The organism is Halovivax ruber XH-70 (assembly GCF_000328525.1).
GTDB lineage: Archaea > Halobacteriota > Halobacteria > Halobacteriales > Natrialbaceae > Halovivax > Halovivax ruber.
In genome coordinates this window covers 2,564,889-2,588,997 of the sequence record NC_019964.1, presented here as the reverse complement: position 1 = coordinate 2,588,997, position 24,109 = coordinate 2,564,889, and the positions used below count along the sequence as shown (strand labels likewise).

26 protein-coding genes are annotated in these 24,109 nt (G+C 66.8%); 16 read left to right on the top strand and 10 right to left on the bottom strand.

Annotated elements, in window-relative coordinates:
- The first annotated feature begins 32 nt into the window (after positions 1 to 32).
- Positions 33 to 1,430, top strand: coding sequence for a hypothetical protein (locus HALRU_RS12450; protein ID WP_015301744.1), 1,398 nt, complete (start codon positions 33 to 35; stop codon positions 1,428 to 1,430).
- 73 nt (positions 1,431 to 1,503) lie between these two features.
- On the opposite strand, the gene HALRU_RS12445 is transcribed toward HALRU_RS12450, so the two are convergent.
- Complete coding sequence (locus HALRU_RS12445) at positions 1,504 to 2,988, bottom strand: stage II sporulation protein M (protein WP_015301743.1); 1,485 nt, start codon at positions 2,986 to 2,988, stop codon at positions 1,504 to 1,506.
- Positions 2,989 to 3,157: 169 nt separating this feature from the next.
- Here HALRU_RS12445 and citZ point away from each other — a divergent pair, with 169 nt between their 5' ends.
- Together citZ and HALRU_RS12435 are read left to right on the top strand one after the other, a co-directional pair.
- A complete protein-coding gene (citZ, locus tag HALRU_RS12440) occupies positions 3,158 to 4,306 on the top strand; it encodes a citrate synthase (protein WP_015301742.1) in 1,149 nt (382 codons plus the stop codon).
- A gap of 83 nt (positions 4,307 to 4,389) precedes the next feature.
- On the top strand, positions 4,390 to 4,632 hold the full coding sequence (locus HALRU_RS12435; RefSeq protein WP_015301741.1) for a hypothetical protein: 243 nt from the start codon (positions 4,390 to 4,392) through the stop codon (positions 4,630 to 4,632).
- 39 nt (positions 4,633 to 4,671) lie between these two features.
- Here the strand turns inward: HALRU_RS12435 and HALRU_RS12430 are convergent, their stop codons facing one another.
- Positions 4,672 to 5,928 carry a hypothetical protein gene (locus tag HALRU_RS12430; protein WP_015301740.1) on the bottom strand — a complete coding sequence of 419 codons (1,257 nt, stop codon included), beginning with the start codon at positions 5,926 to 5,928 and terminating at the stop codon, positions 4,672 to 4,674.
- 90 nt (positions 5,929 to 6,018) lie between these two features.
- On the bottom strand, positions 6,019 to 7,401 hold the full coding sequence (locus HALRU_RS12425; protein ID WP_171814992.1) for an MATE family efflux transporter: 1,383 nt from the start codon (positions 7,399 to 7,401) through the stop codon (positions 6,019 to 6,021).
- Between the two features lie 71 nt (positions 7,402 to 7,472).
- On the opposite strand from HALRU_RS12425, the gene HALRU_RS12420 reads away from it, so the two are divergent.
- The 4 genes from HALRU_RS12420 to HALRU_RS12405 all read left to right on the top strand — a co-directional run bounded on the left by HALRU_RS12420 (position 7,473) and on the right by HALRU_RS12405 (position 12,195).
- Entirely contained in the window at positions 7,473 to 7,889 is a 417-nt protein-coding gene (locus HALRU_RS12420) for a gamma-glutamylcyclotransferase family protein (RefSeq protein ID WP_015301738.1), read from the top strand.
- A gap of 327 nt (positions 7,890 to 8,216) precedes the next feature.
- A complete protein-coding gene (ilvA, locus tag HALRU_RS12415) occupies positions 8,217 to 9,428 on the top strand; it encodes a threonine ammonia-lyase (RefSeq protein ID WP_015301737.1) in 1,212 nt (403 codons plus the stop codon).
- A 304-nt stretch (positions 9,429 to 9,732) separates the two neighbouring features.
- Positions 9,733 to 11,604 carry a Rieske (2Fe-2S) protein gene (locus HALRU_RS12410; RefSeq protein WP_015301736.1) on the top strand — a complete coding sequence of 624 codons (1,872 nt, stop codon included), beginning with the start codon at positions 9,733 to 9,735 and terminating at the stop codon, positions 11,602 to 11,604.
- A 90-nt stretch (positions 11,605 to 11,694) separates the two neighbouring features.
- The gene (locus HALRU_RS12405; RefSeq protein WP_015301735.1) at positions 11,695 to 12,195 is read left to right on the top strand and encodes a DUF367 family protein; all 501 of its coding nucleotides are present in this window, start codon (positions 11,695 to 11,697) and stop codon (positions 12,193 to 12,195) included.
- A gap of 156 nt (positions 12,196 to 12,351) precedes the next feature.
- On the opposite strand, the gene HALRU_RS12395 is transcribed toward HALRU_RS12405, so the two are convergent.
- Positions 12,352 to 12,978 (bottom strand): RPA family protein, encoded by a 627-nt coding sequence (locus tag HALRU_RS12395; protein ID WP_015301734.1) that lies wholly within the window; start codon positions 12,976 to 12,978, stop codon positions 12,352 to 12,354.
- Position 12,979: 1 nt separating this feature from the next.
- Positions 12,980 to 13,909, bottom strand: coding sequence for a single-stranded DNA-binding protein (locus tag HALRU_RS12390; protein ID WP_015301733.1), 930 nt, complete (start codon positions 13,907 to 13,909; stop codon positions 12,980 to 12,982).
- 278 nt (positions 13,910 to 14,187) lie between these two features.
- On the opposite strand from HALRU_RS12390, the gene HALRU_RS12385 reads away from it, so the two are divergent.
- The 3 genes from HALRU_RS12385 to HALRU_RS16135 all read left to right on the top strand — a co-directional run bounded on the left by HALRU_RS12385 (position 14,188) and on the right by HALRU_RS16135 (position 15,622).
- Positions 14,188 to 15,039: a hypothetical protein gene (locus HALRU_RS12385; protein WP_148680530.1), complete on the top strand. Its 852-nt coding sequence runs from the start codon at positions 14,188 to 14,190 to the stop codon at positions 15,037 to 15,039.
- A gap of 106 nt (positions 15,040 to 15,145) precedes the next feature.
- On the top strand, positions 15,146 to 15,457 hold the full coding sequence (locus tag HALRU_RS12380; protein ID WP_007702644.1) for a DUF7091 family protein: 312 nt from the start codon (positions 15,146 to 15,148) through the stop codon (positions 15,455 to 15,457).
- A gap of 42 nt (positions 15,458 to 15,499) precedes the next feature.
- Positions 15,500 to 15,622 (top strand): hypothetical protein, encoded by a 123-nt coding sequence (locus HALRU_RS16135; protein WP_015301731.1) that lies wholly within the window; start codon positions 15,500 to 15,502, stop codon positions 15,620 to 15,622.
- Between the two features lie 77 nt (positions 15,623 to 15,699).
- Here HALRU_RS16135 and HALRU_RS12375 read toward each other — a convergent pair whose 3' ends face one another.
- Positions 15,700 to 16,704 carry a winged helix-turn-helix domain-containing protein gene (locus tag HALRU_RS12375; RefSeq protein WP_015301730.1) on the bottom strand — a complete coding sequence of 335 codons (1,005 nt, stop codon included), beginning with the start codon at positions 16,702 to 16,704 and terminating at the stop codon, positions 15,700 to 15,702.
- Between the two features lie 158 nt (positions 16,705 to 16,862).
- Here HALRU_RS12375 and HALRU_RS12370 point away from each other — a divergent pair, with 158 nt between their 5' ends.
- Genes HALRU_RS12370 through HALRU_RS12350 form a run of 5 tightly spaced genes read left to right on the top strand, consistent with a single transcriptional unit; the run spans position 16,863 to position 19,906 of the window.
- The gene (locus tag HALRU_RS12370) at positions 16,863 to 18,101 is read left to right on the top strand and encodes a translation initiation factor IF-2 subunit gamma (protein WP_015301729.1); all 1,239 of its coding nucleotides are present in this window, start codon (positions 16,863 to 16,865) and stop codon (positions 18,099 to 18,101) included.
- A complete protein-coding gene (locus tag HALRU_RS12365; protein WP_015301728.1) occupies positions 18,098 to 18,538 on the top strand; it encodes a PIN domain-containing protein in 441 nt (146 codons plus the stop codon). Before HALRU_RS12370 ends, HALRU_RS12365 begins: the two co-directional genes overlap by 4 nt.
- Positions 18,539 to 19,108 carry a DNA-directed RNA polymerase gene (locus HALRU_RS12360; protein WP_007702661.1) on the top strand — a complete coding sequence of 190 codons (570 nt, stop codon included), beginning with the start codon at positions 18,539 to 18,541 and terminating at the stop codon, positions 19,106 to 19,108.
- A gap of 2 nt (positions 19,109 to 19,110) precedes the next feature.
- Positions 19,111 to 19,308 carry a transcription elongation factor subunit Spt4 gene (gene spt4 / locus HALRU_RS12355; RefSeq protein ID WP_015301727.1) on the top strand — a complete coding sequence of 66 codons (198 nt, stop codon included), beginning with the start codon at positions 19,111 to 19,113 and terminating at the stop codon, positions 19,306 to 19,308.
- A 22-nt stretch (positions 19,309 to 19,330) separates the two neighbouring features.
- Positions 19,331 to 19,906: a GTP-dependent dephospho-CoA kinase family protein gene (locus HALRU_RS12350; RefSeq protein WP_015301726.1), complete on the top strand. Its 576-nt coding sequence runs from the start codon at positions 19,331 to 19,333 to the stop codon at positions 19,904 to 19,906.
- A gap of 40 nt (positions 19,907 to 19,946) precedes the next feature.
- On the opposite strand, the gene HALRU_RS12345 is transcribed toward HALRU_RS12350, so the two are convergent.
- A complete protein-coding gene (locus tag HALRU_RS12345) occupies positions 19,947 to 20,366 on the bottom strand; it encodes a PaaI family thioesterase (RefSeq protein WP_015301725.1) in 420 nt (139 codons plus the stop codon).
- Positions 20,367 to 20,459: 93 nt separating this feature from the next.
- The gene (locus HALRU_RS12340; protein ID WP_015301724.1) at positions 20,460 to 20,777 is read right to left on the bottom strand and encodes a cupin domain-containing protein; all 318 of its coding nucleotides are present in this window, start codon (positions 20,775 to 20,777) and stop codon (positions 20,460 to 20,462) included.
- Between the two features lie 211 nt (positions 20,778 to 20,988).
- Here HALRU_RS12340 and HALRU_RS12335 point away from each other — a divergent pair, with 211 nt between their 5' ends.
- Entirely contained in the window at positions 20,989 to 22,071 is a 1,083-nt protein-coding gene (locus HALRU_RS12335; protein WP_015301723.1) for a geranylgeranyl reductase family protein, read from the top strand.
- A gap of 60 nt (positions 22,072 to 22,131) precedes the next feature.
- Here HALRU_RS12335 and HALRU_RS12330 read toward each other — a convergent pair whose 3' ends face one another.
- Both HALRU_RS12330 and ygfZ read right to left on the bottom strand, forming a co-directional pair.
- A complete protein-coding gene (locus HALRU_RS12330) occupies positions 22,132 to 22,734 on the bottom strand; it encodes a hypothetical protein (protein ID WP_015301722.1) in 603 nt (200 codons plus the stop codon).
- Between the two features lie 113 nt (positions 22,735 to 22,847).
- The gene (ygfZ, locus tag HALRU_RS12325) at positions 22,848 to 24,029 is read right to left on the bottom strand and encodes a CAF17-like 4Fe-4S cluster assembly/insertion protein YgfZ (protein ID WP_015301721.1); all 1,182 of its coding nucleotides are present in this window, start codon (positions 24,027 to 24,029) and stop codon (positions 22,848 to 22,850) included.
- Positions 24,030 to 24,109: the final 80 nt, after the last annotated feature.

Here is a 24,109-nt window from a genome sequence, read left to right as displayed (position 1 = left end):
TCGACAAGTGGATCCACCGCACACGCCTCGCCATGAGCGACACGGCGGATGCGACCGACGCCGACCCGGATCCGCTGGATCCAGTCAGGCAGTTTCTCGCGCTGGAGCGAGACGTCCTGGTGCTCTCGCTCGCGATGTTTGCCTTCAGCCTCGGCTTCCAGATGACGAGCCGGTACATGGCCGAGTACATGGTCGCCCTCGGTGCCGGCGGGATCGCCGTGGGGCTGTTCGGGACCGTCGGGAACGTCGTCTCGGCGGTCTATCCCTACCCGGGTGGGGCGATTTCGGACCGAATCGGCTCGCGGTACGCGCTGACGGCGTTCGGCGCCATCTCGACGGCCGGGTTCGCGATCTGGTTTGTCGCGCCCGCACTCGCCGACGTCACGATCGGACCGACGTCGCTCGCCATCGTCGCGCTCTTCGTCGGACTGCTCTTCTCGCAGGCCTGGAAGTCGTTCGGCCTCGGCGCCACGTTCGCCATCGTCAAACAGGCGGTTCCACCGTCGCGTCTCGCCGCGGGGTTCGCGAGCACCGAGACGTTCCGCCGGACGGCGTTTCTGGTCGGGCCGCTGCTCGCCGCGGTCGTCTTCCTCGCGTTCGGCGGGCCGACGGCCGAGGCCCTGTCCGCGGCGTCGGTCGTCACCGCCTTCCAGTGGATCCTCGCCATCGCGATCGGGTTCGGTATTCTGGGAACGGTCGCCCAGCACGTCCTCTACGACGCGAGCGAGGACAGCCTCGGCTCGGAGTTCGCGGGCGTCGCGCAGATCCGCGAGGACCTCGGGAGCCTTCCGGCACCGCTGAAACCGCTGCTCGTCGGTGACGCACTCGTCCGATTCGCCAACGGGATGGTCTACGTCTTCTTCGTCCTCGTCGTCACCCGGGAACTCGGCGTCGGGCTGACACTACCGGTCTCGCTCCCCGTCCTCGGCGACGCGCTCTCGCCCCAGGCGTTCTTCGGGCTCCTCCTGGCGCTCGAGATGCTGGTCGCCCTGCTCGTGATGATCCCCGCGTCGAAACTCGCCGAACGCGTCGGGTTGAAACCGGTCGTCGCGCTGGGATTCGCCGTCTACGCCGTCTTCCCGATCGCGTTGATCTCGGCACCGGCGAACGCCGCCGTCGTCGCCGCCCTCTTCGCGTTCTCCGGGCTCAGATTCGCGGGACTGCCCGCGCACAAGGCGCTGATCGTCGGGCCCGCCGACCGGGACGCCGGCGGGCGTGTGACTGGCTCGTACTACCTCGTCAGGAACGTGCTGGTCATCCCGAGCGCGGCGCTGGGTGGGGTTCTTTGGTCTGGCCTCTCGAACCCGCTTTCGGGGGCGACGATCGTGGAGGGATCGCCGACGCTCGCGTTCGTACTCGCCACCGTCATCGGTCTCGTCGGAACGGCGTACTTCCTCGTCTTCGGCCAGGAGTTCGAGGCCTACGCCTGAGGTGGCGGCTCCTCGGTTCCGCAGAGCACCGCACAAATCAGTCGACCGGTCGTCCGTCGCCCGTCACCGGGGCCTACAGGAACGGTCGCCAGTAGTAGGGACTGACGAATCCCTCGATCAGGGCGGCGATCGCGAGCAGGATGCCGACGCCTAGCAGGACCCAGAACGCTTGTTCCAGGGCGTCGGCCAATTCGAGGCGGCTTCCCGACCCGCGCCAGGTCCGCACCCAGGTCGTCCCGAGGAAGATGCCGACGGCGCCGGCGACGACGATCGCCGGCAGTTCGATCACGCCGTGGGGTGCCATGAAGGCGAGTAACTCGGCCAGTTCGACTTCGGTGCGAGCGACGACGCCGATGGCGAGTCCGTTGAACGCGAGCGTGACGATTGCCGGGACGACCGCGAAGAACCCGGCGAACGCCATCGTCAGTGCGACCGTCCAGTTGTTACCGAAGAACTCGGCCGCGGCGACTGGCGCCGAGTGGCCGACCAGCCGTCCGGCGATTGAACTCTCGACGGCGCCCGCGAGTGGTGTGGCGAGGAACCAGCCCGCGACGACGCCCCCGACGAGCGTCACCGTCGCGATGGTGTGGGCGCCGGGCGTCGCCCTGACGAACGCGAGGAGTTCGCGCAGACTCCGACCGAGGGCGCTCACTAGCTGATCGACGAGCGACCGCTCGACCCGGGCCGGTGGGTCGATGGCGAACCGACCGCCCCCGTAGAGCGTCGTCTTCACGAGATCGAGCAACGGGAGGACGAGTAGCGCGTAGCCAAGCCCCGTTCCGGCTGCGACGCCGAGACGCCCGAGTGCAGCCGTGACGGCGCCGAACCCGACGAGTGCGACGAGTACGACGAGGTAGTACCCGGCGGCCTCGATCGTCCGGTGGCGGACGTAGCTGGCGGCGTATCGCAGGCCCGAGAGGGCGCCCGTCTCGTCGACGACGACGGCGACTGGGGCGAACGCGAAGATCGCGCGGATCGAGATGGCGCCGACGAGCCAGCCGACCACGGCGACGAGGACGCCGATCGGACCGGCCTGCGCGAGGAGGACGGCGAGCAGCGTGATACCGATCCAGGCGACCAGTTCGAGCACGTACAGCGCGAGGATCGATCGCCAGTAGCGTCTGGCACCGGCGAGGCCGGCCACGAGGCCCCGCTCGTCCCGGAGTCGGCCGAGACAGCCAGCGAGCCGACCGGCGGTGACGGCAGTCGTGGTCAGGACGGCAACGAGCACGACGACGAGGGTCGTTCCGATCGTGATGATACCCACGGGGAGCGTCATCGCCGGTTCCAGTGCCGTTCCGAGTGACTCGGTCCACGCGGCGAACGCGTCGGGCGCGCGCTCGGGATCGGGTGGCCCACCGAGCCCCGAGAGGTTGTCCTGAATCGTCTCGAGTCGGCCGGTCAGCGAGAGGTAGAGGCCGATCAGCGCGGCCCCGAGCAGGACGCCCGCCTGTGTGAGCCCGCTGATGGCCAGCCCGAGGACGTACAGCGGGAGGAGATCCGACGGCCGATCCCACAACACGTGCCAGGCCGTCGAAACGGCACGATCGAGTCGCATAGCGGTGGTTGGACGAGCCGACAGTTAAACTATCCGTCCGATTTCGCCAGAGTACGTGTGGACACTGTCTGTGTCCGGACAGCCGACCGGCGACGGATCGCCAGCAATCGCGTGGTAGAATCCCTCGCAAACGGCAACTCTTTTCCACTACCGACCGAAAGTCCATGGTATGGCTGACGAGCTCACCAAAGGGCTAGAAGGTGTACTCGCCGCGGAATCCGAGCTGAGCTCGATCGACGGCGACGCGGGCCGGCTGATCTACCGTGGCTACGACATCGAGGACCTGGCGGCCGAGGCATCCTTCGAGGAGGTGCTCTTCTTGCTCTGGCGGGGCCACCTCCCGACACGGGACGAACTCGACGAGTTCACGGCCGCGATGGCCGACGAACGCACGATCGACGACGCCGTCGAAGAGACGATCCGTTCGCTCGCGGCGGCCGACGAGGAACCGATGGCCGCGATGCGGACCGCCGTCTCGATGCTCTCGGCGACCGACGGGGACGCCGACGCCCCCGCCGACGATCGTGAGGCGGCCCGCCGGAAGGCCCGCCGGATCGTCGCGAAGACGCCCACGATCCTCGCGGCGTACGATCGCGTGCGCCAGGGCGAATCGCCGATCGATCCCGATCCCGACCTCGGGCTCGCGGCGAACTTCCTCTACATGCTCACCGGCGAGGAACCCGACGAGGTGGCCGCCGAGACGTTCGACCAGGCGCTGATCCTCCACGCCGACCACGGCCTGAACGCCTCGACGTTCACCGCGATGGTCGTCGGCTCGACGATGGCGGACATGTACGCGGCCGTCACGGCCGGCGTCGGCGCCCTCTCCGGCCCGCTCCACGGCGGGGCGAACCAGGACGTCATGGAGGTCATGTTCGAGATCGACGAGAGCGACCTCGATCCCCGCGAGTGGGTGCAGCGCGCGACGGACGAGGGCCGACGCATCCCCGGCTTCGGCCACCGCGTCTACAACGTCAAAGACCCGCGCGCGAAGATCCTCCAGGTCCGGAGCGAGGAACTCGCCGCGAACGGCGACGACACCTGGTGCGAGATCACGACGACGATCGAGGACTACCTCTCCGAGGAGAAGGGCCTCGTCGAGAAGGGAATCGCCCCTAACGTCGACTTCTACTCCGGGTCGGTCTACTATCAGCTGGGCATCCCGATCGACATGTACACGCCCATCTTCGCGATGAGCCGCACCGGTGGCTGGACCGCACACGTTCTCGAATATCAGGCAGACAATCGCTTGATCCGCCCGCGCGGGCGCTACATCGGCCCCGAAGAGCGGGAGTACGTCCCGATCGACGAGCGATAACGACCGACTGGCTGTACCGCCCGTCGCGGTCGTCTGGATGCGAGCGCCGACACGCCTATTGTCGCCCGTCTACACGTCTCCGTATGGACTCCGAGCAGCCGGTCATCGAGTCGCGGCCGCGACGCCTGCTCGCGTACCTGCGGTACAACGGCGGTCGGATCGTCGCCGACGTCGCCCTGTTACTCGGCTGGATGTTCGTCGCGTCGGCGACGTTCGACTGGCTCGAACAACCCTCGTGGTTGCTCTACGTCGTCATCTTCTCGGGCGTCGTGCTGTACACGCGGGTGACGCCGACCTGGGAGCGTCCGTACCGGAGCCCGGATTGACACCGGACAGAAATGCGGTCGTGTTCGCTAGCGGCCCGCTCAGACGCCGAGGTAGCGTAACAGTGGAATGGCCATCGCTGCGGCCCACAGCAGGACGCCGGTTCGGACGTGCCCCGGCTCCACGACTGGCGATCGGGCGGTCTGGGAGGCGCCTGCGGCGACGAACCCGAGTGCCGTCGCGAGAGCGGCCTGGTGGACGATCGTGTTGAGCGGGAGTGTCGTTACGCCCATGTTCGTGTAATCGAAGAACATCGCGACGACGAACCCGAGCGACGCGGCGGTAAAGGCGTGCGTCGCCGAGAGGTGCCGGGAACCGAGATAGACGATGACGGGGAGGCCGACGACCAGTGACGGGTAGAGTACGGACACGATCGCCTTCGGCGGCGCGTCAGCGAAGAACTGTTCGGCTTCGATGCCGGCCACCCTGATCAAGGTGTAAAACGCGACGATCGACGTCACGACGAGGAGCGCGTTGATTGTTCCCCGGACGGCATCGTCGTTCCAAAACGTGTAGACGTCGCTCCGGCCCATCGATCCCCAGCCGATCGAGCCAACCAGAAGGAGCGAGAGGATTGCGAGCGTTTCGCTGCCGCGCAGGGTGACGACGGTCATCCAGCCGTCGGCGTCGGCGCTGCGGTCGTTGCCGACGTTCGTTCGGATCAGCTCCTCGACGAACCACCGATCTTTGAATTCCGCATCGACGTACGATTGGGATTGCTCGATGCCGTGGACGGTATGACGCAGCTGGAACCAATCCCAGTGTTCGTGGTGGGCCTGCATCGCCGTCCAGTTTCCAGCGGCCGGATCGGTGTACGCGCGAATGTGGTGGCGCTCACCTAGATAGGTACCGTCTTTGAGCTGATATGATTCCGGGAGCCAGTAGCCCTGCCCCGACGGCGTCTCGACGTAGGTGAAACGGTTGGCGCCGTCAGCCTGTCCCCAGGCGGTGGAACTCGTTTCGTTACTGGCCGGGACGGCTTCTTCTTCCGGTGCGACGTCCGCTTCTTCCGCCTCGAGTTCCTCCCAGTCTCCCATCGAACGTTCTCGCAGGTATCGTTCCGTCACGTCGGCGTCGCCGTAGACGATGACGTTGAGTGCCAGCGTGCGCTGACTCGTCGTCTCGCCGCGACTCGTGTACGGCCAGAGTTCCGAGCCGTCTTCCAACGATTCCGTCGCAATCTCGCCACGTTGAGCGGGCTCGTCGAGTTCCGAACTCGCGATCGACCCCCCGACGGTCAGTAACAGGACGGCAAAGAGCAACGCGACCGCCAGTTGGGGTCGAATTTCGATCCGCACGACCGTGCGTATGGAGGCATTCGCCGAAAACCTTTCCCCACATATAGATTCCCTTCCCTGTCTCTCGTCGAACCGACGCTGCCGGGCCGATCAGCTGCGTTCCGAATCCGTGCGCTCGTCCATCATCCGCGCCGCCTTCCCGGCCCAGTCGCCGTACCTGAAGCCGACGGTGACGACGAGCAACGACCAGGCGAAGTAGCCGACGATCCCGGCGCCGACGCCGGCCGCGCCGTAGCCGAGGGGGATGGCGGCGATGTACGAGCCACAGAGGTAGAACAGGAAGAGTCCGCTCGCCCGGGCGACGAACGGGATCTTCGTCTCTCCGGCCCCCTGGAGCGCGCCGGCGATGACGATGTAGGTGACCAGGAGCGGCGCCCCGAGCCCGTAGGCGACGGCGAAGGTGATTGCGTACTCGACGGTCTCGGGGTCGTCGGTGAAGATCGCCACGAACGTATCCGCCTCCAGGGCGAGTCCGATGCCGATTACCCCGACGGTCGCGAGGCCGAGCGCGGCGATTGACCAGCCTTCGAATCGCGCCTGGTCGGGCTTGCCCGCCCCGAGGGACTGGCCGACCACGACGCTCGCGGCGACGTTGTAGCCCCGGCCGAGCGGGCTCGTGATTTGCTGGTACACTCGCCGACCGACCTGATAGCCAGCGTTCACCTCGGTCCCGAGGAGAAGCAGCAGGGAGTTGAAGGGAAACTCGATGGCCGTCGCGACCATCCCTTCGCCGACGCGAGGCGTACTCACCGCGACGAGCTGTTTCGTCACGACCCAGTCCGTCGGGCGGACGAGGCGTCCCTGCCGGAACGGGCTGGCGATGACGCCGACGAGGACGATGCCGGTAAAGACGTTGGCGACGGCCGTCGCGATTCCGACGCCGACGATCTCCAGGCGGGGCGCGCCGAAGAGGCCGAGTCCCAGGACGACCGACCCGGTAACGTTGGCCACGTTCGCGACGACGTTGACGATCATCGGCGAGATGGTGTCGCCCGTCCCCTGAAGCGCCCGGGCGGCGATCAGGCCGACGTGCCGTGCCGGCGCCGTCACCATCACGAGTGCGAGGTAGACCGACCCGTAGGCGACGACGGCAGCGTTTCCACCGAGAACGCTGATCGCGAACTCGGAGAGGACGAGCCCGAAGAGGACGAACGGAACGCCCGCGATCGCCCCGAGCACGATCGCCTGCGTGATGGCCTCGTCGCGGGTATCGCCTGCTCCGCGGCCGGTGTCCTGACTCGACAGGGCGATCGCGCCACCGCCGAGACCGAGCCCGATGCGAAGCGGGAGGCGCGCGTAGAGGTCTGCCAGTCCGATCGCGGTGATCGCCGCCGGCGAGAACATGCCGCTGATGATGATGTCGACCGTCCGCATCAGCGTTCGCGTCGTCTGCTCGGCCATGATCGGCCACGCGAGCCCGATGACGCGCCGCCAGACGGCGAGCATCCGCGAGCGAACGCCCCCATCGCTCATACGATCCGAAATATCGGCGGTGATTTGAGTGTGCCGATAACGGAAAGTGAACCGGCGTCCACCCTCCGATAGTGACGGTCGAACACACCTGCTTCGTGTACGGGACGCTCACCGATCCCGCACGCGTCGAGGCCGTCGTCGGCTCCGCCGACGCCGCGCATCTGGGGCCCGCGATACTCGACGGACTCCACCGCGTCGAGGGCGAGTACCCGACGCTCGCACCCGGCGGGTCCGTCGAGGGATCACTGCTCGCCGTCGACGATCCAGGCCTCGACGCGCTGGACGAGTACGAGGGCGTCGACCGCGGGCTGTACGTCCGCGTCGCCGTCTCGTGTTCCCATCCCGAGGTCGACGCGGACTGCGTCTGGACGTACGTGGGAGAGCCGACCCGTCTCGATGCTGCCGCCGAGTGGCCCGGTGACCGATCGTTCGAATCGCGGGTCCAGGACGGGGTCGCCGACTGCACCGTCGTCGGGCCGCGGTCGTAACGTCCTGCGTGTCCGGTGATCGGCTCTACCGCTCGCTGAATTGCCATCACGAATGACGGTCGTCCGCTTTCCGTCTGACGATCGATTTTCCCCGCCGCAGTCTCCCGGTTTCACTTTCACTGCGGGTCCCCTACGTTTATGTAGGCCCCGGCCCCGAGTACAGATGCACGACACACGCCGTGCATCCTGTATTCCCTCTCGCACGCGAACCGACCCGCAATCCTGTCTGATCCGGGTCATCACACTGGGGGTGGGCGGGCCTGGCGCTATCGGGCTGCGCCCGCACCGACTACAATCCTTAACAGTGACCTGTGTGTAGGCTACGGTATGCTCGAACTCGCAGACATCGAGGCCGCCCGTGAGCGCGTGGCCCAGACGGCCCGTGGGACACCCCTCGAGTATTCACACACCTATACCGCGATGACCGGCGCGGAGGTCCACCTCAAACACGAGAACTTCCAGCGAACCGGCGCGTTCAAGATCCGCGGCGCGACCAACCGCATCGCCACGCTCTCCGAGGCGGCCAAGGAGAAAGGCGTCGTCACCGCGAGCGCCGGCAACCACGCCCAGGGTGTCGCCCTCGCCGCGACCCGCGTCGGTGTCGACTCGACCATCGTCATGCCCGAACACGCGCCCACGGCGAAGGTCAAGGCCACCGAGAACTACGGCGCCGAGGTCGTCCTCCACGGGGCGAACTACGACGCCGCGGCCGAACGCGCCCACGAGATCGAGCGCGAGGAAGATCGCACCTACGTCCACGCCTTCGACGACGAGCAGGTCATGGCTGGTCAGGGAACCCTCGGCCTCGAGATCGTCGAGGAGTGCCCCGACGTCGAGACCGTCGTCGTCCCGATCGGTGGCGGCGGCCTCATCAGCGGCATCGCGGCTGCCGTCAAAGGCATCGACCCCGACATCCGCGTGATCGGCGTCCAGGCTGCCGGCGCCTCCAGCGCCGCCCCCTCGCTCCAGAAGGGCGAACGCGTCGTCATCGACGACGTCGAAACCATCGCCGACGGCATCGCCACCCGATCGATCGGGGATCGGACCTTCGCTCACATCCAGGAGTACGTCGACGAGGTCGTCACCGTCACCGACGCGGAGATCGCCGTCACCATGGTCTACCTGCTGGAACGCTCGAAGACCGTCGTCGAGGGCGCCGGCGCGGTCGGCCTCGCCGCCACCATCTTCGACGCCTTCGACTACGACGAAGGCGAGGTGATCGTCCCGCTGCTCTCCGGCGGCAACGTCGACATGAACACGCTCACCACCGTCATCATGCGCGGCCTCGTCGAGATGGGTCGCTACCTCAAACTGCGTACCGTCCTCAAGGACCGCCCCGGCTCGCTCGAAGAACTGCTCGCCATCGCTGCCGGCCACGGCGCCAACATCTACTCTATCCACCACGACCGTACCTCCCGCGAGATCGAACTCTCGGACGCCGAGATCGAGCTCGAACTCGAGGTCCGCGGCCACGATCACGCCGACGCCCTCGTCGACTCGCTGCGGCAGGCGGGGTACCAGGTAGAACAACTCGACTAACAACCTTTTGCGCTGCGGGCGCGGCACGGCCGCGCCCTCGGCAAAACGTTGATGTAAAGCCTTCCTCCTTCCCCGACAGCGCCGCGAAGCGGCGCTTCTGGGTCAGTCGTCGGCCCGCTCGCTCGTCCGCGACGCGGACTCGCTCCCGGTGAAATCCCTGGAGTATGCCTGCCCTTCCCCATGCTTGCGCGGATCGCTGTCGCGATCACGCGCTCCCGGCCATCTCGTCTCTCACTTATGTCGATGAAGGAACAAAAACGCGATTCAGGGAACCGTTTTGTTATCTGCGCTGGTGCTTGTTCGCATGGAATCAGATGCGAACGAGGCTGATGCGGACGGGTTCGTCCCGGTCGTCGACGCGGCAGCACTCGAATCGGAGGGGCGAAAACTCGTCACACCGGAGGGGACGGCGATCGCGCTCTTTCACCACGAGGGAGCGGTGCGAGCGGTGGACAATCGGTGTCCGCACATGGGCTTTCCGCTGTCGGACGGGACCGTCGAGGAGGGCATCCTCACCTGTCACTGGCACCACGCGCGGTTCGAACTGTCCTGCGGAGACACGTTCGACCCGTGGGCGGACGACGTGCAGACCTATCCCGTCGAGATTCGTGACGGGACGGTTCACGTCGATCCGAACCCGCCGCTCGACCGGCCACCGGCGGAACACTGGGCGGACCGGCTGGAGAGCGGCCTGCAGGAGAACCTTCGGCTCGTGGTCGCGAAGTCGACGATCGGGTTGCTCGACGCCGACGTCGATCCGCAGGACCCGCTTACCACGGCGCTCGAGTTCGGCACTCAGTATCGCGAGGACGGCTGGTCGTCGGGGTTGACGATCCAGGGTTGTATGGCGAATCTACTCGATTCGCTGGACGAGGACGACCGCAAACGGGCCCTGTATACCGGCATTCGACACGTGGCGGCCGACTGTGCCGGCCAGCCCGCCAAATTCGACCAGCCGTCGTTTTCGACGGGTGAGGTGTCACTTGACAGGCTCCGCTCCTGGTTTCGCGACTGCATCGAGGTCCGCGATCAGGATGGCGCCGAGCGCTGCCTGCGGACCGCCGTCGCCGCCGGATACGACGACGCGGCGCTCGCCGACCTCGTCTTCACGGCGGCGACCGATCACCCCTATCTCTCGACGGGCCATACACTCGACTTCGCGAACAAGGCGTTCGAGAGCCTCGATGCGGTGGGGTGGCCCGACGGCGGCCGAGTCGGGACGGGAACGACCGATGCGAGCGCAACCGGTACGGGAGCTGGCTCGTCCGCCACCGGCAGCGGAGATGGGCTGGTCGCCGACACGCTCGCCTCGCTCGTCGAGCCGCTCGCGACCGCGACGCGCAGCGACGAGACGTCGTCGTGGCGCCAGCCCGTCGATCTCGTCGCCCTCCTCGCCGACGTCTACGGCGACGACGTGACCGAGACGAGCGGAATCGAATCGCTGGTCGAGGCCGGCCGCGGCGAGTCGTGGGATCGACCCGCCGACGTTCGGGAGACGCTTCTGGGCGACGATCCGGCAGCCATCGTCGAGACGCTCACCGATGCGATTCGAAACGGCGCGACGGCTGCGGACCTCGCCGCCGAAGTGACGCGAGCGGCTACGACGCGGGTCGCACAGTTCGGTACCGCGAACGAATTCGGCGACTGGAACACGGTCCACCACACGTTCACCTACGCGAACGCGGTCCACCAGGCGACCCGCCGGACCGACGCCGTCGCGCTCTACCGCGGCGTGTTCGACGCCGCACTGAGCGTCTACCTCGACCGCTTCCTGAACACGCCGCCGGCCCCGATCCCGGAGCCCGGTGACAACGAGACCGGTCGGGACCCGGGCGACGTTCGCGACGACCTTCTGGCGACCTTCGACGAGAAGGGACAGGTGAACGAGGCGGGTCGACTCGTCGCGGAGTACTTCGACTGCGGCGGGGAGCCCGCCGACCTGCAGCGCACGCTCGGTCACGGACTCCTCCGCGAGGACGCCGGCTTCCACACCCTCCAGAACGTCGAAGCGGCGTTTCGCCAGCATTCGCTCGCGGAAACCGACGCGGATCGACGGCTCCCGCTCGTCGCGACGGCGCGCTACATGGCCGCTCACTTCCCGACGAATCGGGAGGCCGAACAGACGTTCGCCATCGCTGCCCGGTTGAACCGTGGCGAGCGCGTTCACGAGGGGTGAGCGCCACCGGCAGTTCGGGTACCCGACCAGTCGGAACCGACTCGCTTTTCGCCCGCGGCCCGTAGGACCAGACGTGGAGGGGAAGCGATAGTGGAGGTCCACGTCTACTACGAGGGCGACGACGATCCGAAGAAGTGTACGGCCCGGCGGCTGGAGCGCTTCGACGAGGCGATCCTCCATCGTTCGATGGGGCAGGTTCCCTACGGCGTCGTCCTCAATCCCCACGCCGAACGGGCGCTGTCGCCCGCCGATCGGGACGAGGCGATAGAAACCCTCGTCGCGCTCGATTGCTCGTGGGAGTCCGCCGGCGAAGCGGCCTTCTCGATGCCCGGTGAACACCGCGCGCTGCCCTTCCTCGTCGCGGCCAACCCAATCAACTTCGGGCGGCCGTTCCGGCTGACCACCGTGGAGGCGCTTGCCGCTGGCCTGTGGATCCTCGGCGAACCGGGCCACGCCGAGGAACTGCTGGATCCGTTCCGCTGGGGCGAGACCTTCCTCGAACTGAACGAAGAGCCCCTGCGACGGTACGCCGACTGTGCGGATTCGAGCGAGGTCGTCGCCGTCCAGGACGAGTATCTGGTCGACGAGTGAGTGTCGTTACGGGCTCGCGGCCAGCTCGTCCCGACGATCGTCGGCGTTCTCGCGGCAGTGGTTGTGATCGTTCTCGTCAGTCGTCGGTTCCGATAGTGCTGCGTGGCAGCCGGAACGGCGGTGAAAAACGTGTGGCAGCGGGGCGTCTGTGCGTGGCTACGCCGTCGCTTCGAGTTCGTCCAGACTCTCTAACGCCTGGACGACGGCCTGGCGGTAGTTCTCGACCGGGGAGTCGTACTCCTCGCGGGCGAGCTGGGCGTACTCGTTCGTCGGGGCGGTCGAGCCGCCCTCGGGGTCGTCGCGCTCGGCCTCCCACTCCTGGAAGGCCTCGATGCGGTCGAGTGTGCGTTCGGCGGTCTCGACGACCCAGCGGTCGCGGGTTGTCTCGTCGACGATCGAGATGGACTCGGGTCGCAGCGAGACGGTGACCGACCCGTCGTCGGGTTCGTAGGTGCGGGGCTTGCCGACGACGGCGACGTACTCGGGCGCCTCTGCCTCGCGGAGGACGGCGGCGGCCTCCGGCTGGTACTGGCCGGCGTAGGCGAAGAAGGTGCCCGTCGGGTCGACGACGCGGCCGCGCCAGTATTCCGAGTCGTCGCCGACGTCCTCGGTCTCGGTGAGGGTGCCGACGGCGAAGACGCGGTTGGCCCGATCGCCGGTGGGCAACAGCGCGTAGTTGGGCGCGCGTTCGTCGTCCGATTCCTTGAACGTGTACGTCGCGTCGTTGAATTCCGAGGCGAAGACGCGGCGGGCGACTTCGCGCGAGAGTTCTGCCTGGCTCATGTTACATCGACCTCGCTCTGATCAGCAGGGGATCCGGATCCGCCGGCTCGTCGAGCTCCGTGACGTCGTCGGCGAGGACGTATCGACCGAACGTCGGTCCCTCGACGCGGTAGTAGGTGCCGATGATCTCGTCGGCGATCTCGTCGGCGACGATCGTCGTGTCGAGCGCGTCCATCGCCATCTCTTTGGCTTCTTCCAGGGTGATTCCCGTGAGTGCTTCCGTCGCCTCCTGGTCGAAGATGACCTCGTGGGCGTCGATCCCGTCGTCGACGACGCCCTTGATCCGGAGGTCGAACTCGCCTTCGACCTCGCCGTGTTCCGAACAGCGGCCGTTCTGGAGGACGCGCGTACAGTCGTCCTCGGGGCAGCGCTTGATGAGGCCGGAGCCGCTCTGCATGGCGACCATCGCCCCCTCGATCTCGGAGGTGTCGGTGCCGACCTCGATGTCGTCGTCGAGTTCCTCGATGACGGTCGTCTTGTTCAACTTGACCGAGTATCGTCCCTGGTACTCGTCGGTGACGACGTTCTCGAGGCGGTAGACGCCGCCTTCGTCGAGGGCCGGGAGCTCGGATTTGGCCCACTTCGTGAACTTGATCGTCCCGCTCGGGTCGCCGAGGAGGCCGACCTGTGCGACCGAATCGCTCCGGGGGTCCCAGAGTTCGATCACTTTCACCGTCACGTCGACCCACTGCTCGGGCTCGTCGATCTCGGCGAGTTCGACGGATTCGCTGCCGCCGCTCGCGATGTCCTCGCGTTCGAGGCCCGCCTGTTCTAAGTAGTGATTGGTGACGCTGCGTCGGGCCTCCTCGATGGGGACCTTGTACTCGTCGACGAGCGTCGTGAGTCTGTCCTCGACGTCGTCGACCGAGACGTCGAGATGGTCTGAAAACTGCTCGTGTATGTCTGCCGCGTGCTGGCTAACGTCGCTCATAGTGCTCGCCTCCTCTTGTGTTCAACGGGAGGCATACGCCGATTGGTGCCCGATCGTATTTAAAGTGCCGTAACCGGGGCGAAAGTGTTTCAGTCAGGCGATTCGGTGCGGACCCGCTGACCGCCCGTTCGGCCGGAACGTGGCCGTCTCTCCCCGGGTTTCGGCGATCGAGAGCCGGGTGATCGACACGTGTGAGGCGTTCGATGGGAGTGGATCGGTGACAGTCACGTTCGCGTGACGTGGGATTTACGATGGGAGTTGGTGTCGGACTGGACGAAATGAGCGCAAACGACAGACCGGTCCTGTCCCGTCGACGGCTCCTGGCTGTATCGGGTGGCGCGTTCGCTGCGACGGCGACCGGGCGAGCGGGGGCGAGCGCGGAGCGGCCGGGCGGTGATCGGGGCCGACGTGCACGGTGGCTCGACGGACGGTGTCCCGACGCCACGATCGAGCCGAGTCACGGCCATTGCGAGGAGTCCACGACGGGCGGCTGTGCGGACGACCACCCGGAGACGGTCGCCATCCAGACCGCGGTTGCCGAAGCGCTCGCTGATCAGTACCCGACCGTCGGGGCGCTGGTCGACGACGGCTACCGCCCGTACTTCGACACGCTCGAGCGAGGCGAGGACGGGTGGTCCCACTGGCTCAATCCCGAGTACATCGGTGACGATACGGTACTCGATCCCGAGCGCCCAGGCTCCGTCCTCGTCGACAACCGAACCTGGCGAGCGCTGGGCGTGATGTTCATCGCGTCGCGTGACGGCGAACCCGTCGATCCGCCGCCAGTCTACGGCGAAGGGGAACCGGACGACGCGCGCTGTTCGCCGTGGCACTATCACGCCGGCCTCCCGGGGCGCAAGGCCTGGTGGTACTACCAGGCCGTCTACGACGAGGGTAACCCGCCGCTCCTGCCGCCCTGCCGGACGCCGTGCGTGCTACACGTCTGGGCCGTCGATCACCCGGAGAGCGTCTATGCGCACGACGCGCCGCCGGCCAAGTATCGCGACGGGCCCGCCGACCGGACGGGACTCGACACGAACGCCCGACCAGGCGACGACGCGCTCGGCTGGGAGACGCTCCCCGACTGGCTCGTCCCGGACGTGCTCCCTGCGGAGATTGACCCGTTCTGACCTGCTGAAACCGTTCGATGCGCGGCCCCGATCGACGCTTTTGGGCTGCGAATGCGCGGGGCGGCGACGGGCCTATGTGGGTGCCGGACGAAGGGATGGCATCGACATGTCCAACCGGCGACGCCTGAAGCGGCTCCTCACACGGAAACTGCAGGAGGCAGGTCGGCAGTACGAGTCGCTACGGCGCTCGACGGACGATCAACTCGCCGAGGCCCGCGAATCCTACCAGCACGCCAGGAACGCCCGCGGGATTCCCTCGGACGAGGAGGGCCGGGCCAAGATCGTCTGCCGTCGCCACACCGAACGCCGCGCCGCCCTGCTCGACGAGGAGTTCCGTCCGGCGTGTTTCGAGGCGGGCCACCCGGACTGCGAGGGCTGTGCGGAGGACGTCCGCGCCGGGCGGATCGAGACGTGGTAAGATGGGGACAACACTATCAATCCGTTAGGACGTTGTAGCGCTATGGCTCGCGACGAACGGTCCGAGGCGTCTTCCAACGCGGCTTCCGACGATGGCGACCCGAAGGAGGGGAAATACGACAAGTACGTCGACAAACTCCTCGACGTGCTCGGTCTCCTCACGTAGCGGGCGCTCGTCGCTCGTCAGTTATCGGGAGTCTCACGTTTCGATTCTCCTATCGGGAGTCTCCCGCTTCGTTTCTCCTACGTCGACTCGACGATTCGCGTCTCGAGGACGTCGAGCTCACCGGTCATCGTCACGCGAAGCTCGTCGCCGTCGAGTGGCATTCGGACCGCGAGGCGGGCCGGTTCGCGGTCGACGAGCTCGGTGTACTCGTCGGACACGCACCACGGGAGCGTCCAGTACGGTCGCTCTTCGAGGCGGACACCGCGTTCCTGATGGAAGTTCACGACGGTCGAGTGATCGAGCAGGCGCAGGCCAGGAGCGGAGCAGAGGGTGTGCCCGCACTGGGAGCACTCGTGGTCGACGCGCGTGCTGGCGCCGAGACAGCAGTCGGCGTCGGCCTCGACGACGCGAGTCTCCATGCGGCCGCTGCACTCCGGACAGACGCCGTCGGCGGCCAGACAGTGCAAGTGGCGCACTCGCTGATCGAACGCCTCGGCGATCTCGACGCGGGAGCGGTCGCCGAGGCCGCCCGGCGGAAACTGGTACTCGCCGTGGCCGTGCCCGCACGCGGTGCATGCGATCGCCAGGTGCTCCTCGCCGTAGCTCGCCTCGAGTTGGCCGTTACAGTCGACACATCGCCCCTGCACGGTGAACGGCTCGATCGTCGGGTGTTCGTTGAACGAGCCCGCGATGACCGACCGGACGACCTTCTCGCCGGCGTGTTTGAAGTCGTACCCGGTGGCGCCGTCGGCGTCACCACCGTGAGTGCCCCTCGATTCGCCGCGGCCGTCGGCCCGGCTTCCGTCGTCCACCTTGGTGACGAAGTGTCCCTCGAGTTGCTGGAGATGGTAGTTGAACTGCGCCGAATCGCGAACGCCGACGGCTCGGCGCAGGTCCGAGAATGCGACTGGCCGCTCGTCGGCGGCCCACAGCGCCTGCAAGATTCCCAGTCGAGTCTCGTCGGCGACGAGCGCGAAGGCTTCGGCCGGTTCGAGACAGTCCGTGCACGCGAAGACTGGATCGTCCGCCGGGACGGCGTCCTCGGCGAACGGATCGAACTCCGAGTGGTGCGTTCCGCTCATACCGGCGCCTCTCGCCACACCGGGTAAAAGGTTCGCCAAGTTCCAGTTACGTTGTCCCGCTTTCACTTCTCCACGAACCGCCAGTCCCGCAACCGTGCCGGAACAGTAGGTTTATCAATCGCAGACGGCGAAAACCCGGTAGAGATTACTCTCGTCTTATGTCAGGAAACGATCAACCGGAGGTGAACATCGGACTCGTCGGCCACGTCGACCACGGCAAGACCACGCTGGTGCAGGCGCTCTCGGGCGCCTGGACGGACCAGCACTCGGAGGAGATGAAGCGCGGTATCTCCATCCGCCTCGGCTACGCCGACGCGACGTTCCGGCAGTGTCCGGACGTCGACGAACCCGAGTGTTTCACCGTCGAGGAGGAGTGTCCGGATGGCTCGGAGAGCGAGCCGATACGGACCGTCTCGTTCGTGGACGCGCCGGGTCACGAGACCCTGATGGCGACGATGCTCTCTGGGGCATCGCTGATGGACGGCGCCGTCCTCGTCGTCTCGGCGAGCGAACCCGTCCCCCAGCCCCAGACCGAAGAGCACCTGATGGCGCTCGACATCATCGGGATCGACAATATCGTCATCGCCCAGAACAAGGTCGACCTCGTCGACGGCGAGCGGGCGCGCGAGAACTACGAGGAGATCCAGGAGTTCGTCGCCGGCACCGTCGCCGAGGACGCTCCCGTCGTTCCGGTCAGCGCCGGCCAGAACGTCAACATGGATCTGCTCATCCAGGCCATCGAGGAAGAGATCCCCACGCCGGATCGCGACCCGGACGCCGATCCGCGGATGCACGTCGCCCGGAGTTTCGACATCAACAAACCGGGAACGACGGCCGCGGAGCTCGCCGGTGGCGTGCTGGGTGGCAGTCTCGTCGAGGGCGAACTCGCCGTCGACGACGCCATCGAGATCCGACCCGGTCGCGAAGTCGAGGAAGGCGGCCAATCCGAGTACGTTCCGATCGAGACGACGATTCGCTCGCTGCAAGCGGCGGGCGACTCGGTCGAGACGGCTACCCCCGGTGGCCTGCTCGGCATCGGGACCGGCCTCGACCCGTCGCTGACGAAGGGCGACGCACTGGCTGGCCGCCTCGCCGGCCCACCGGGATCGCTCCCACCGACGTGGCAGTCCTTTACGATGTCGGTAGAACTGCTGGATCGCGTCGTCGGGGCCGACGAGGCCGACGGCGAGATCGACGAGATCTCGACCGGCGAACCGCTCATGATGACCGTCGGCACGGCGACGACCGTCGGCGCCGTCACCAGCGCGCGGTCGGGCGAGTGCGAGGTCAACCTCAAACGGCCGGTCTGTGCCGAACCGGGCGCAAAGATCGCGATCAACCGCCGCATCGGTGCGCGCTGGCGACTGATCGGCGTCGGCACCCTCACTGACGAATGACGACACGCGTGGCCCTCGATACGAGTGCGCTCATGATGCCCGTCGAACTCGACGTGCGGCTGTTCGACGAACTCGATCGTCTACTCGACAGCGGGCCACGTCCAATCGACCTGCAAGGGAACGAGGAACTGGCGGCGGCAGGCGGCTACGAGCCGGTCACGCCGCAGCCGGTTCTCGAAGAACTCCGTCGACTCGCCGAAAAGGGCGGGACCGAAGGGACGGCCGCGTCCGTCGGCCACGATCTGGCGACCGAGCGCTGCCTGCCCGTCGACACGGAAGAATCGTACGCCGACGACGCCCTGGTCGAGCTCGCCGAAGCGGGGATGGTCGACGCCGTCGTCACGAACGATCGGCCGCTGCGTGAGCGCGTGCTCGCGGAAGGGATACCGGTACTTGCATTACGCGGGAGAAACAAATTGGGACTCACTCAACCATAGATGTACAAACGGGTCAGACTGAAAGACACGGTCGAAGTACCACCGGAGGCTCTGGGCGACGTCTCGCCCGACCTCGTGAAGCGATTGCTCCAGGACAAACTCGAGGGACGGATGGACGAAGAAGTCGGCTCCATCGTCTCCGTCGTCGACGTCGACGACATCGGCGAGGGGACGGTCCTGCCGAACGAACCCGGCGTCTACTACGAGGCCGAGTTCGACGCCGTCACGTTCGATCCGAAGATGCAGGAAGTCGTCGACGGGACGGTCGTCGAGGTCGTCGAGTTCGGCGCCTTCGTCGGCATCGGCCCCGTCGACGGCCTGCTGCACGTCTCGCAGATCTCCGACGAGTACCTGGCGTTCGATCGCGAGAACCAGCGTCTCTCCTCGTCAGAGTCCGACCAGGCCCTCGGCGTCGAGGACGCCATCCGCACCCGGATCGTCACGAAGAGCATCGACGAGCGCAACCCGCGTGACTCCAAGATCGGGCTGACGGCCAAACAGCCCGGCCTCGGCAAGCACGGCTGGCTCGAGGAAGCGCGCGACGAGCCGGAAGCCACGGCGGGTGAGTGACGATGGCGTCGAACCGACTCGTCTGTCGCGAGTGCCACCTCGTCAACGAGGCCGACGCGGAGACCTGCGCGTCCTGTGCGTCCTCTTCCCTCACCGAAGACTGGGCGGGCTACGTCGTCATCGCCCACCCGGAAGAGTCCGAGATCGCGACGGAGATGCAGGTCGACGAACCCGGCGCGTACGCGCTCAAGGTCCGGTGAGCACACCGCTCACACGCTACCAGTGACAGATTCGTCTCCGTCAGACGCCGACGACGCTTCCCCACCGGAGCCGCTGGTCTCGCTGCCGAAGTCCCTCCGACACGAACTCAAAGACCCCATCGGGCCCGTCGAGACGGACCCACATTCACTTCTCGAGGTTGCCGGCGAACCGCTCGTGACCGTCGGCGACGTCGTCACCTACCACGTTCTCGAGGCCGGTCGGACGCCTGACGTCGCCATCGTCGACGGCATCACCAAACGCGAGGCGGTCGACGCCGTCATCCGCGAGACCGTGACGGCCGGCGAGACGGTCGACGTCGAAAATCCACAGGGTGCGCTCACCGACGCGCTGATTCGGGCGCTCGTCGCGGCGATCGACGACCCCGACCCGGTGACGATTCTGGTCGACGGCGAGGAAGACCTGGCGACGTTGCCGGCCATCGTCGCCGCACCCGAAGGCGCGAGCGTCGTCTACGGTCAGCCCGACAAGGGGATGGTCCACGCGGTCGTCACCGACGAGCGCCGCGCAGCGATCCGATCGCTGCTGACTCGCTTCGACGGCGATCCCGAAGCGCTGTTTTCGATTCTCGATCGCTGAGTCGCGGTCGTGGTGACCCTGCGAGCCGCCAGGCCGTCGATCAGGAGTCGACGAACGGGTTGGCGCCGTCGACGAGATTCGTCTTGTACACGCCGCGTGTCGTCGCGAGTCGCCGATCTTCCGCATCCGTAAGTTCGACCTCGACGACGCCGGTATCGTTGCCGTATCTGACGACCTCCGCGGCGCCGTAGATGTCACCGGTCGCGGGACGGAGGTAGTCGATCCGTACGTCGAGGGTCGGGCCAGGGGTGCCCTCGACCGAGGCGATCGCCGCCGCGGAGAGCGAATCGGCGAGGCCGAACGGGACGGCCCCGTGGGCCAGTTGCGTCGATTCCGAGAGCGAGTGGTGGTCGTCGAGTTCGAGCTGGCCTTCGACGTAGCCCTCCTCGACGTGCGTGAGCTCGATGCCGAGGTGCTCGCCGAACGGGTAGCGGTCGTTGAAACGTTCGAGAACGTCCATAGTCGGTACTCGAACCGGTCTGATATTATTGTTACTCCGCGGTAAACGAAAATTCGCCGGACCACGTCGTCGAGGAACGGCCGTCGAAGCCGCTTATGGAGCGCCAGCCATGACGAACGTGCTCGTCGTGTCGCCGGTTCGGATCTGCCGTGTCTCCTCCGGCGCCAGCCGAATCGCGTCGCCCGGTTCCATCGTTATCTCCTCGCCCTCGACCGTGACCGTGGCAGAACCGTCGACGAGGTAGTAAACCTCCTCCTGGCCGTCATCGGCGTGGTCGTGTTCCATCCCTTCCCACTCCGGGTCGCACTCGAGGACGCTAAACCCGAGTTCCTCGCAGTCCAGTTCGTCCCGCATGAAGTGCAGTGCGCCCGCGGTCGCGTCGACGTCTGTGTAGTTGGCTGTCGTTGGCATCGTCGCCTTCCGATTTGGGCGCCAGCGGCAAGAAGTTGCGGCCGCGTCTCCGTGCTGTTCGGAGGTGTCTCGCTCGCTCGTCAGTCGTCCCGCTCTCCCGTCAGCTGTCCCGTTCACCGGTCGATCGGTGTCCGTGGCCTGTCGGTCCCAGTTTTCGATCCAGCTGTGATCGTCGAGAAGCTATTTATCCGTCGCGGCAGTCACTCGATCCATGTACGACTTCGCGGTCGTCGGCGTCGGCCCCGCCGGCGCACGGTTCGCCAGACGGGCGGCCGCCGCCGGTCACGACGTCCTCGCCCTCGAACGCGGTCAGATCGGCACCCCGCTCGCCTGTTCCGGCCACGTCAGTACGGACCTCTGGCAGTTCACCGGCGACGGTGCCCGTGGGAACCTGTTGCAAAACGAGGTGCGAGGTGCCCGCTTTCACGTCGACGGGCCTGGAAGCGATGCCTATCCGTTCTACCGCGACGAACCGGTCTCGAACGTCGTCGACCGCGTCGAACTGGATCGCCACCTCGCCGACCTCGCTCGCGAAGCCGGCGCGGACGTCCGCGAGGGCCATCGGGTGACCGACGTCGAGGAGCGGGCCGACCGGGTCGTCCTGACCGCTGCCGGCCCGGACGAGACACACGAATTCGCGGCGAAGCTGGTCGCGGGCTGTGACGGGCCCCGATCGCGAGTCCGTGATGCGCTTTCGCTCCCCGAGCCCGACGAATTCCTCCACGGTGTCCTGGCGTTCGACGACGACCCCGATCACGACGACTTCGTCGACGTCCACCTCACGGCGCCGACGTTCTTCGCCTGGCGGATCCCCCGCGGCGACGCCGGCGTCGAGTACGGGCTGGCCGCGCCGCCGGGTGAGGCAGTCAAACGCCACTTCGACGATCTCGTCGCCGACTACGGCGTCTCCGTCTCCCATCGTTGCTCCGGTGCGATCCCTGTCGGTCCCCCCGACCGCGTCACCGCGGATCGAGCCTTCCTGCTCGGCGACGCGGCCGCCCAGACGAAGCCGTTCACCGGCGGTGGCATCCTCTACGGGATGCGCTGTGCCGATCACGCCGCTCGCGAGATCGACCCCGACCACCCCTCGACCGTCGCCGCCTACGAACGCGCCTGGCGGCGCGACATTGCCACCGACCAGCAACTCGGTCACTGGATTCGGCGCGCCTACTCGCTCCCCGAACCGGTCCAGCACGCGGGCCTCAAAACCTTCTCCGGCGAGATCGGCGTCCACATGGACCGACCGACGTCGGTGTTCTCGACCGAGCACCTTCGGGCGATGCTGTCCCGGTAGTCGGACCCGAATACGACGGGTGCCCGATGACCGGGAGGGTTCCTATCCGTCCCCGGCCTGTCACCAGTTACGCTTGTTCACCTGTTGTGGGTACGATCCCGGGTACCGAGTGTTCGAATCGTCCCGCGCGTGGTTGATGACGGCACCCGTTCCGACCGTGGTGACGACGAACCCGACGAGGCCGCCGAGGAACGGGACGCCAGAGACGAACAGGCTGACGACCACCGCGACGAGAAGGGCGCTCACCCACGACTCGGCCAGTGAACGCCCGATCGCCAGTAAACCGATCATCGAGCCGACGATGCAGAGGAGGGCGTACACGAACGCCACCGGTATCGCGACGAGAAGCAGGATTCCAGTGGCTAATCCGAGAAATATGAGCCCCAAAATACCCAGAAATGCGACGAACCCGACGAGGAACGATCGGCCCGATTCGGACCGCGCCATGTCGGTGACCGTGCTGGTATACGAACGGGCTCCCCAGACGAGGAATCCACCGACGACGAGCGTCACGAGTCCGCCGACGATCGCCGCACCGAGACCACCCTGGGCTCCGGTCGCCCGTCCGACGCTTGGCCCGCCGGGACTCGCCGCGACCGTCCCGGTCGCCACCACGAGAGACAGCCCTCCGGAAAGCATCCCGCAGAGCCACTTTCTATGCATACCCCGACAACAGATTGGAAATTTAAAAATATTGTGTAATGTGGACATCTCCGTCAACTACTCTCTAGTTGCCCTTCACACAGCCGCGTCGGTCGACCGATCGGGACGCGTGGTCAGTGGTAACTCGGCAGCCGCGCGGACCGTTCGGACCCGTCGATGAAGGGCAACTCGGTCACGGTCGCGGGGATCTCCTCGCCGCCGATACGGACGGTGAGGGCCGTCGCCTCGAGGTCGAAATCGACCAGCGCCAGCGCGATCGGCGTCTCGAGCGTCGGACTCGTTACCGATCGCGTCACCTCGCCGACGGCACTGTCTCCATCGAAGACGGCCGCACCCGACGTGGCGGTTCGGTCGGCCGGTTCGGCTGCTCCGTCGCCTGTCTCGGCCGATTCGGTCGAGTCGCCTACCGCGGTCGTGTCGTCCGCCTCGCCCGTATCGTCCTCAGTTCCGAGCGTCAATCCGATCAGGCGGCGGCTGGGTTGCCCACGGTTCTCGACCCGTGAGACGACCTCCTGGCCGACGTAACAGCCCTTGGCGAAGTCGAGGGCGTTCCGGAGTCCGAGGACGTTGGGGATCGTGCCTTCGAGTTCGTGCTCGAAGAGCGGTGTCCCGGCTTCGAGCGTCAACGACTCCCAGGTCTGGTAGCCGAAGGGGGCGGCGTTCATTCCCTGCACGGAGAGTGCTTCGAAGACGGCGGCTGCGTCCGTGACATCGCAGATAATCTCGTATCCCTCCTCGCCGGTCGGCGCGTCGGTTCGAATCACGCTCACGCCGGCGTCAGCCGTCGAGCCGCGGACGAACGTGAGCGGTTCGTCGGGCGTCGCCGAACCGTGGAGGACGCTCGCGACTTTCTCGGTGGCCTGCGGGCCGTGGACGCCGAAGATCGCGAGGTCGTCCGTCACGTCGTCGATCTCGACGTCCTGGATGAACACCTTCTCGGCCCACTCGTCGGCGAGTGCCGCGGCCCGGCCTGGTGGCGTGAAACACAGCACCCGCTCGCCGGCGTTGTAGACGTACAGATCCGTTTCGATCCCACCCTGGGGGTCGAGCAACAGTGCGTAACAGCCCTCCCCTTCCGAGGACGGAACCCGATTCGAGAGGACGTTGTCGACGTAGTCGATCCGATCGTCGCCCCGGACGGAGACGACGCCGACGACCCGCTCGATCAGTCCGACGCCGTTTCGCACGGCGCGATGGGCCCGCTCCGGGCGCCCGTAGTGAGAGACGACTGTCTCGCCGCCTCGAGTGGCGAACGTCGCCCCGTGATCGGCGTGAGTCGACTCGATGCTCGTCATCGTCACTAGTCGGGGATACGGACCCTTTTACGTGGCGATCCGCCGTGACGGCTGCCTGGCGTCGACGGCAAACCTGGGGC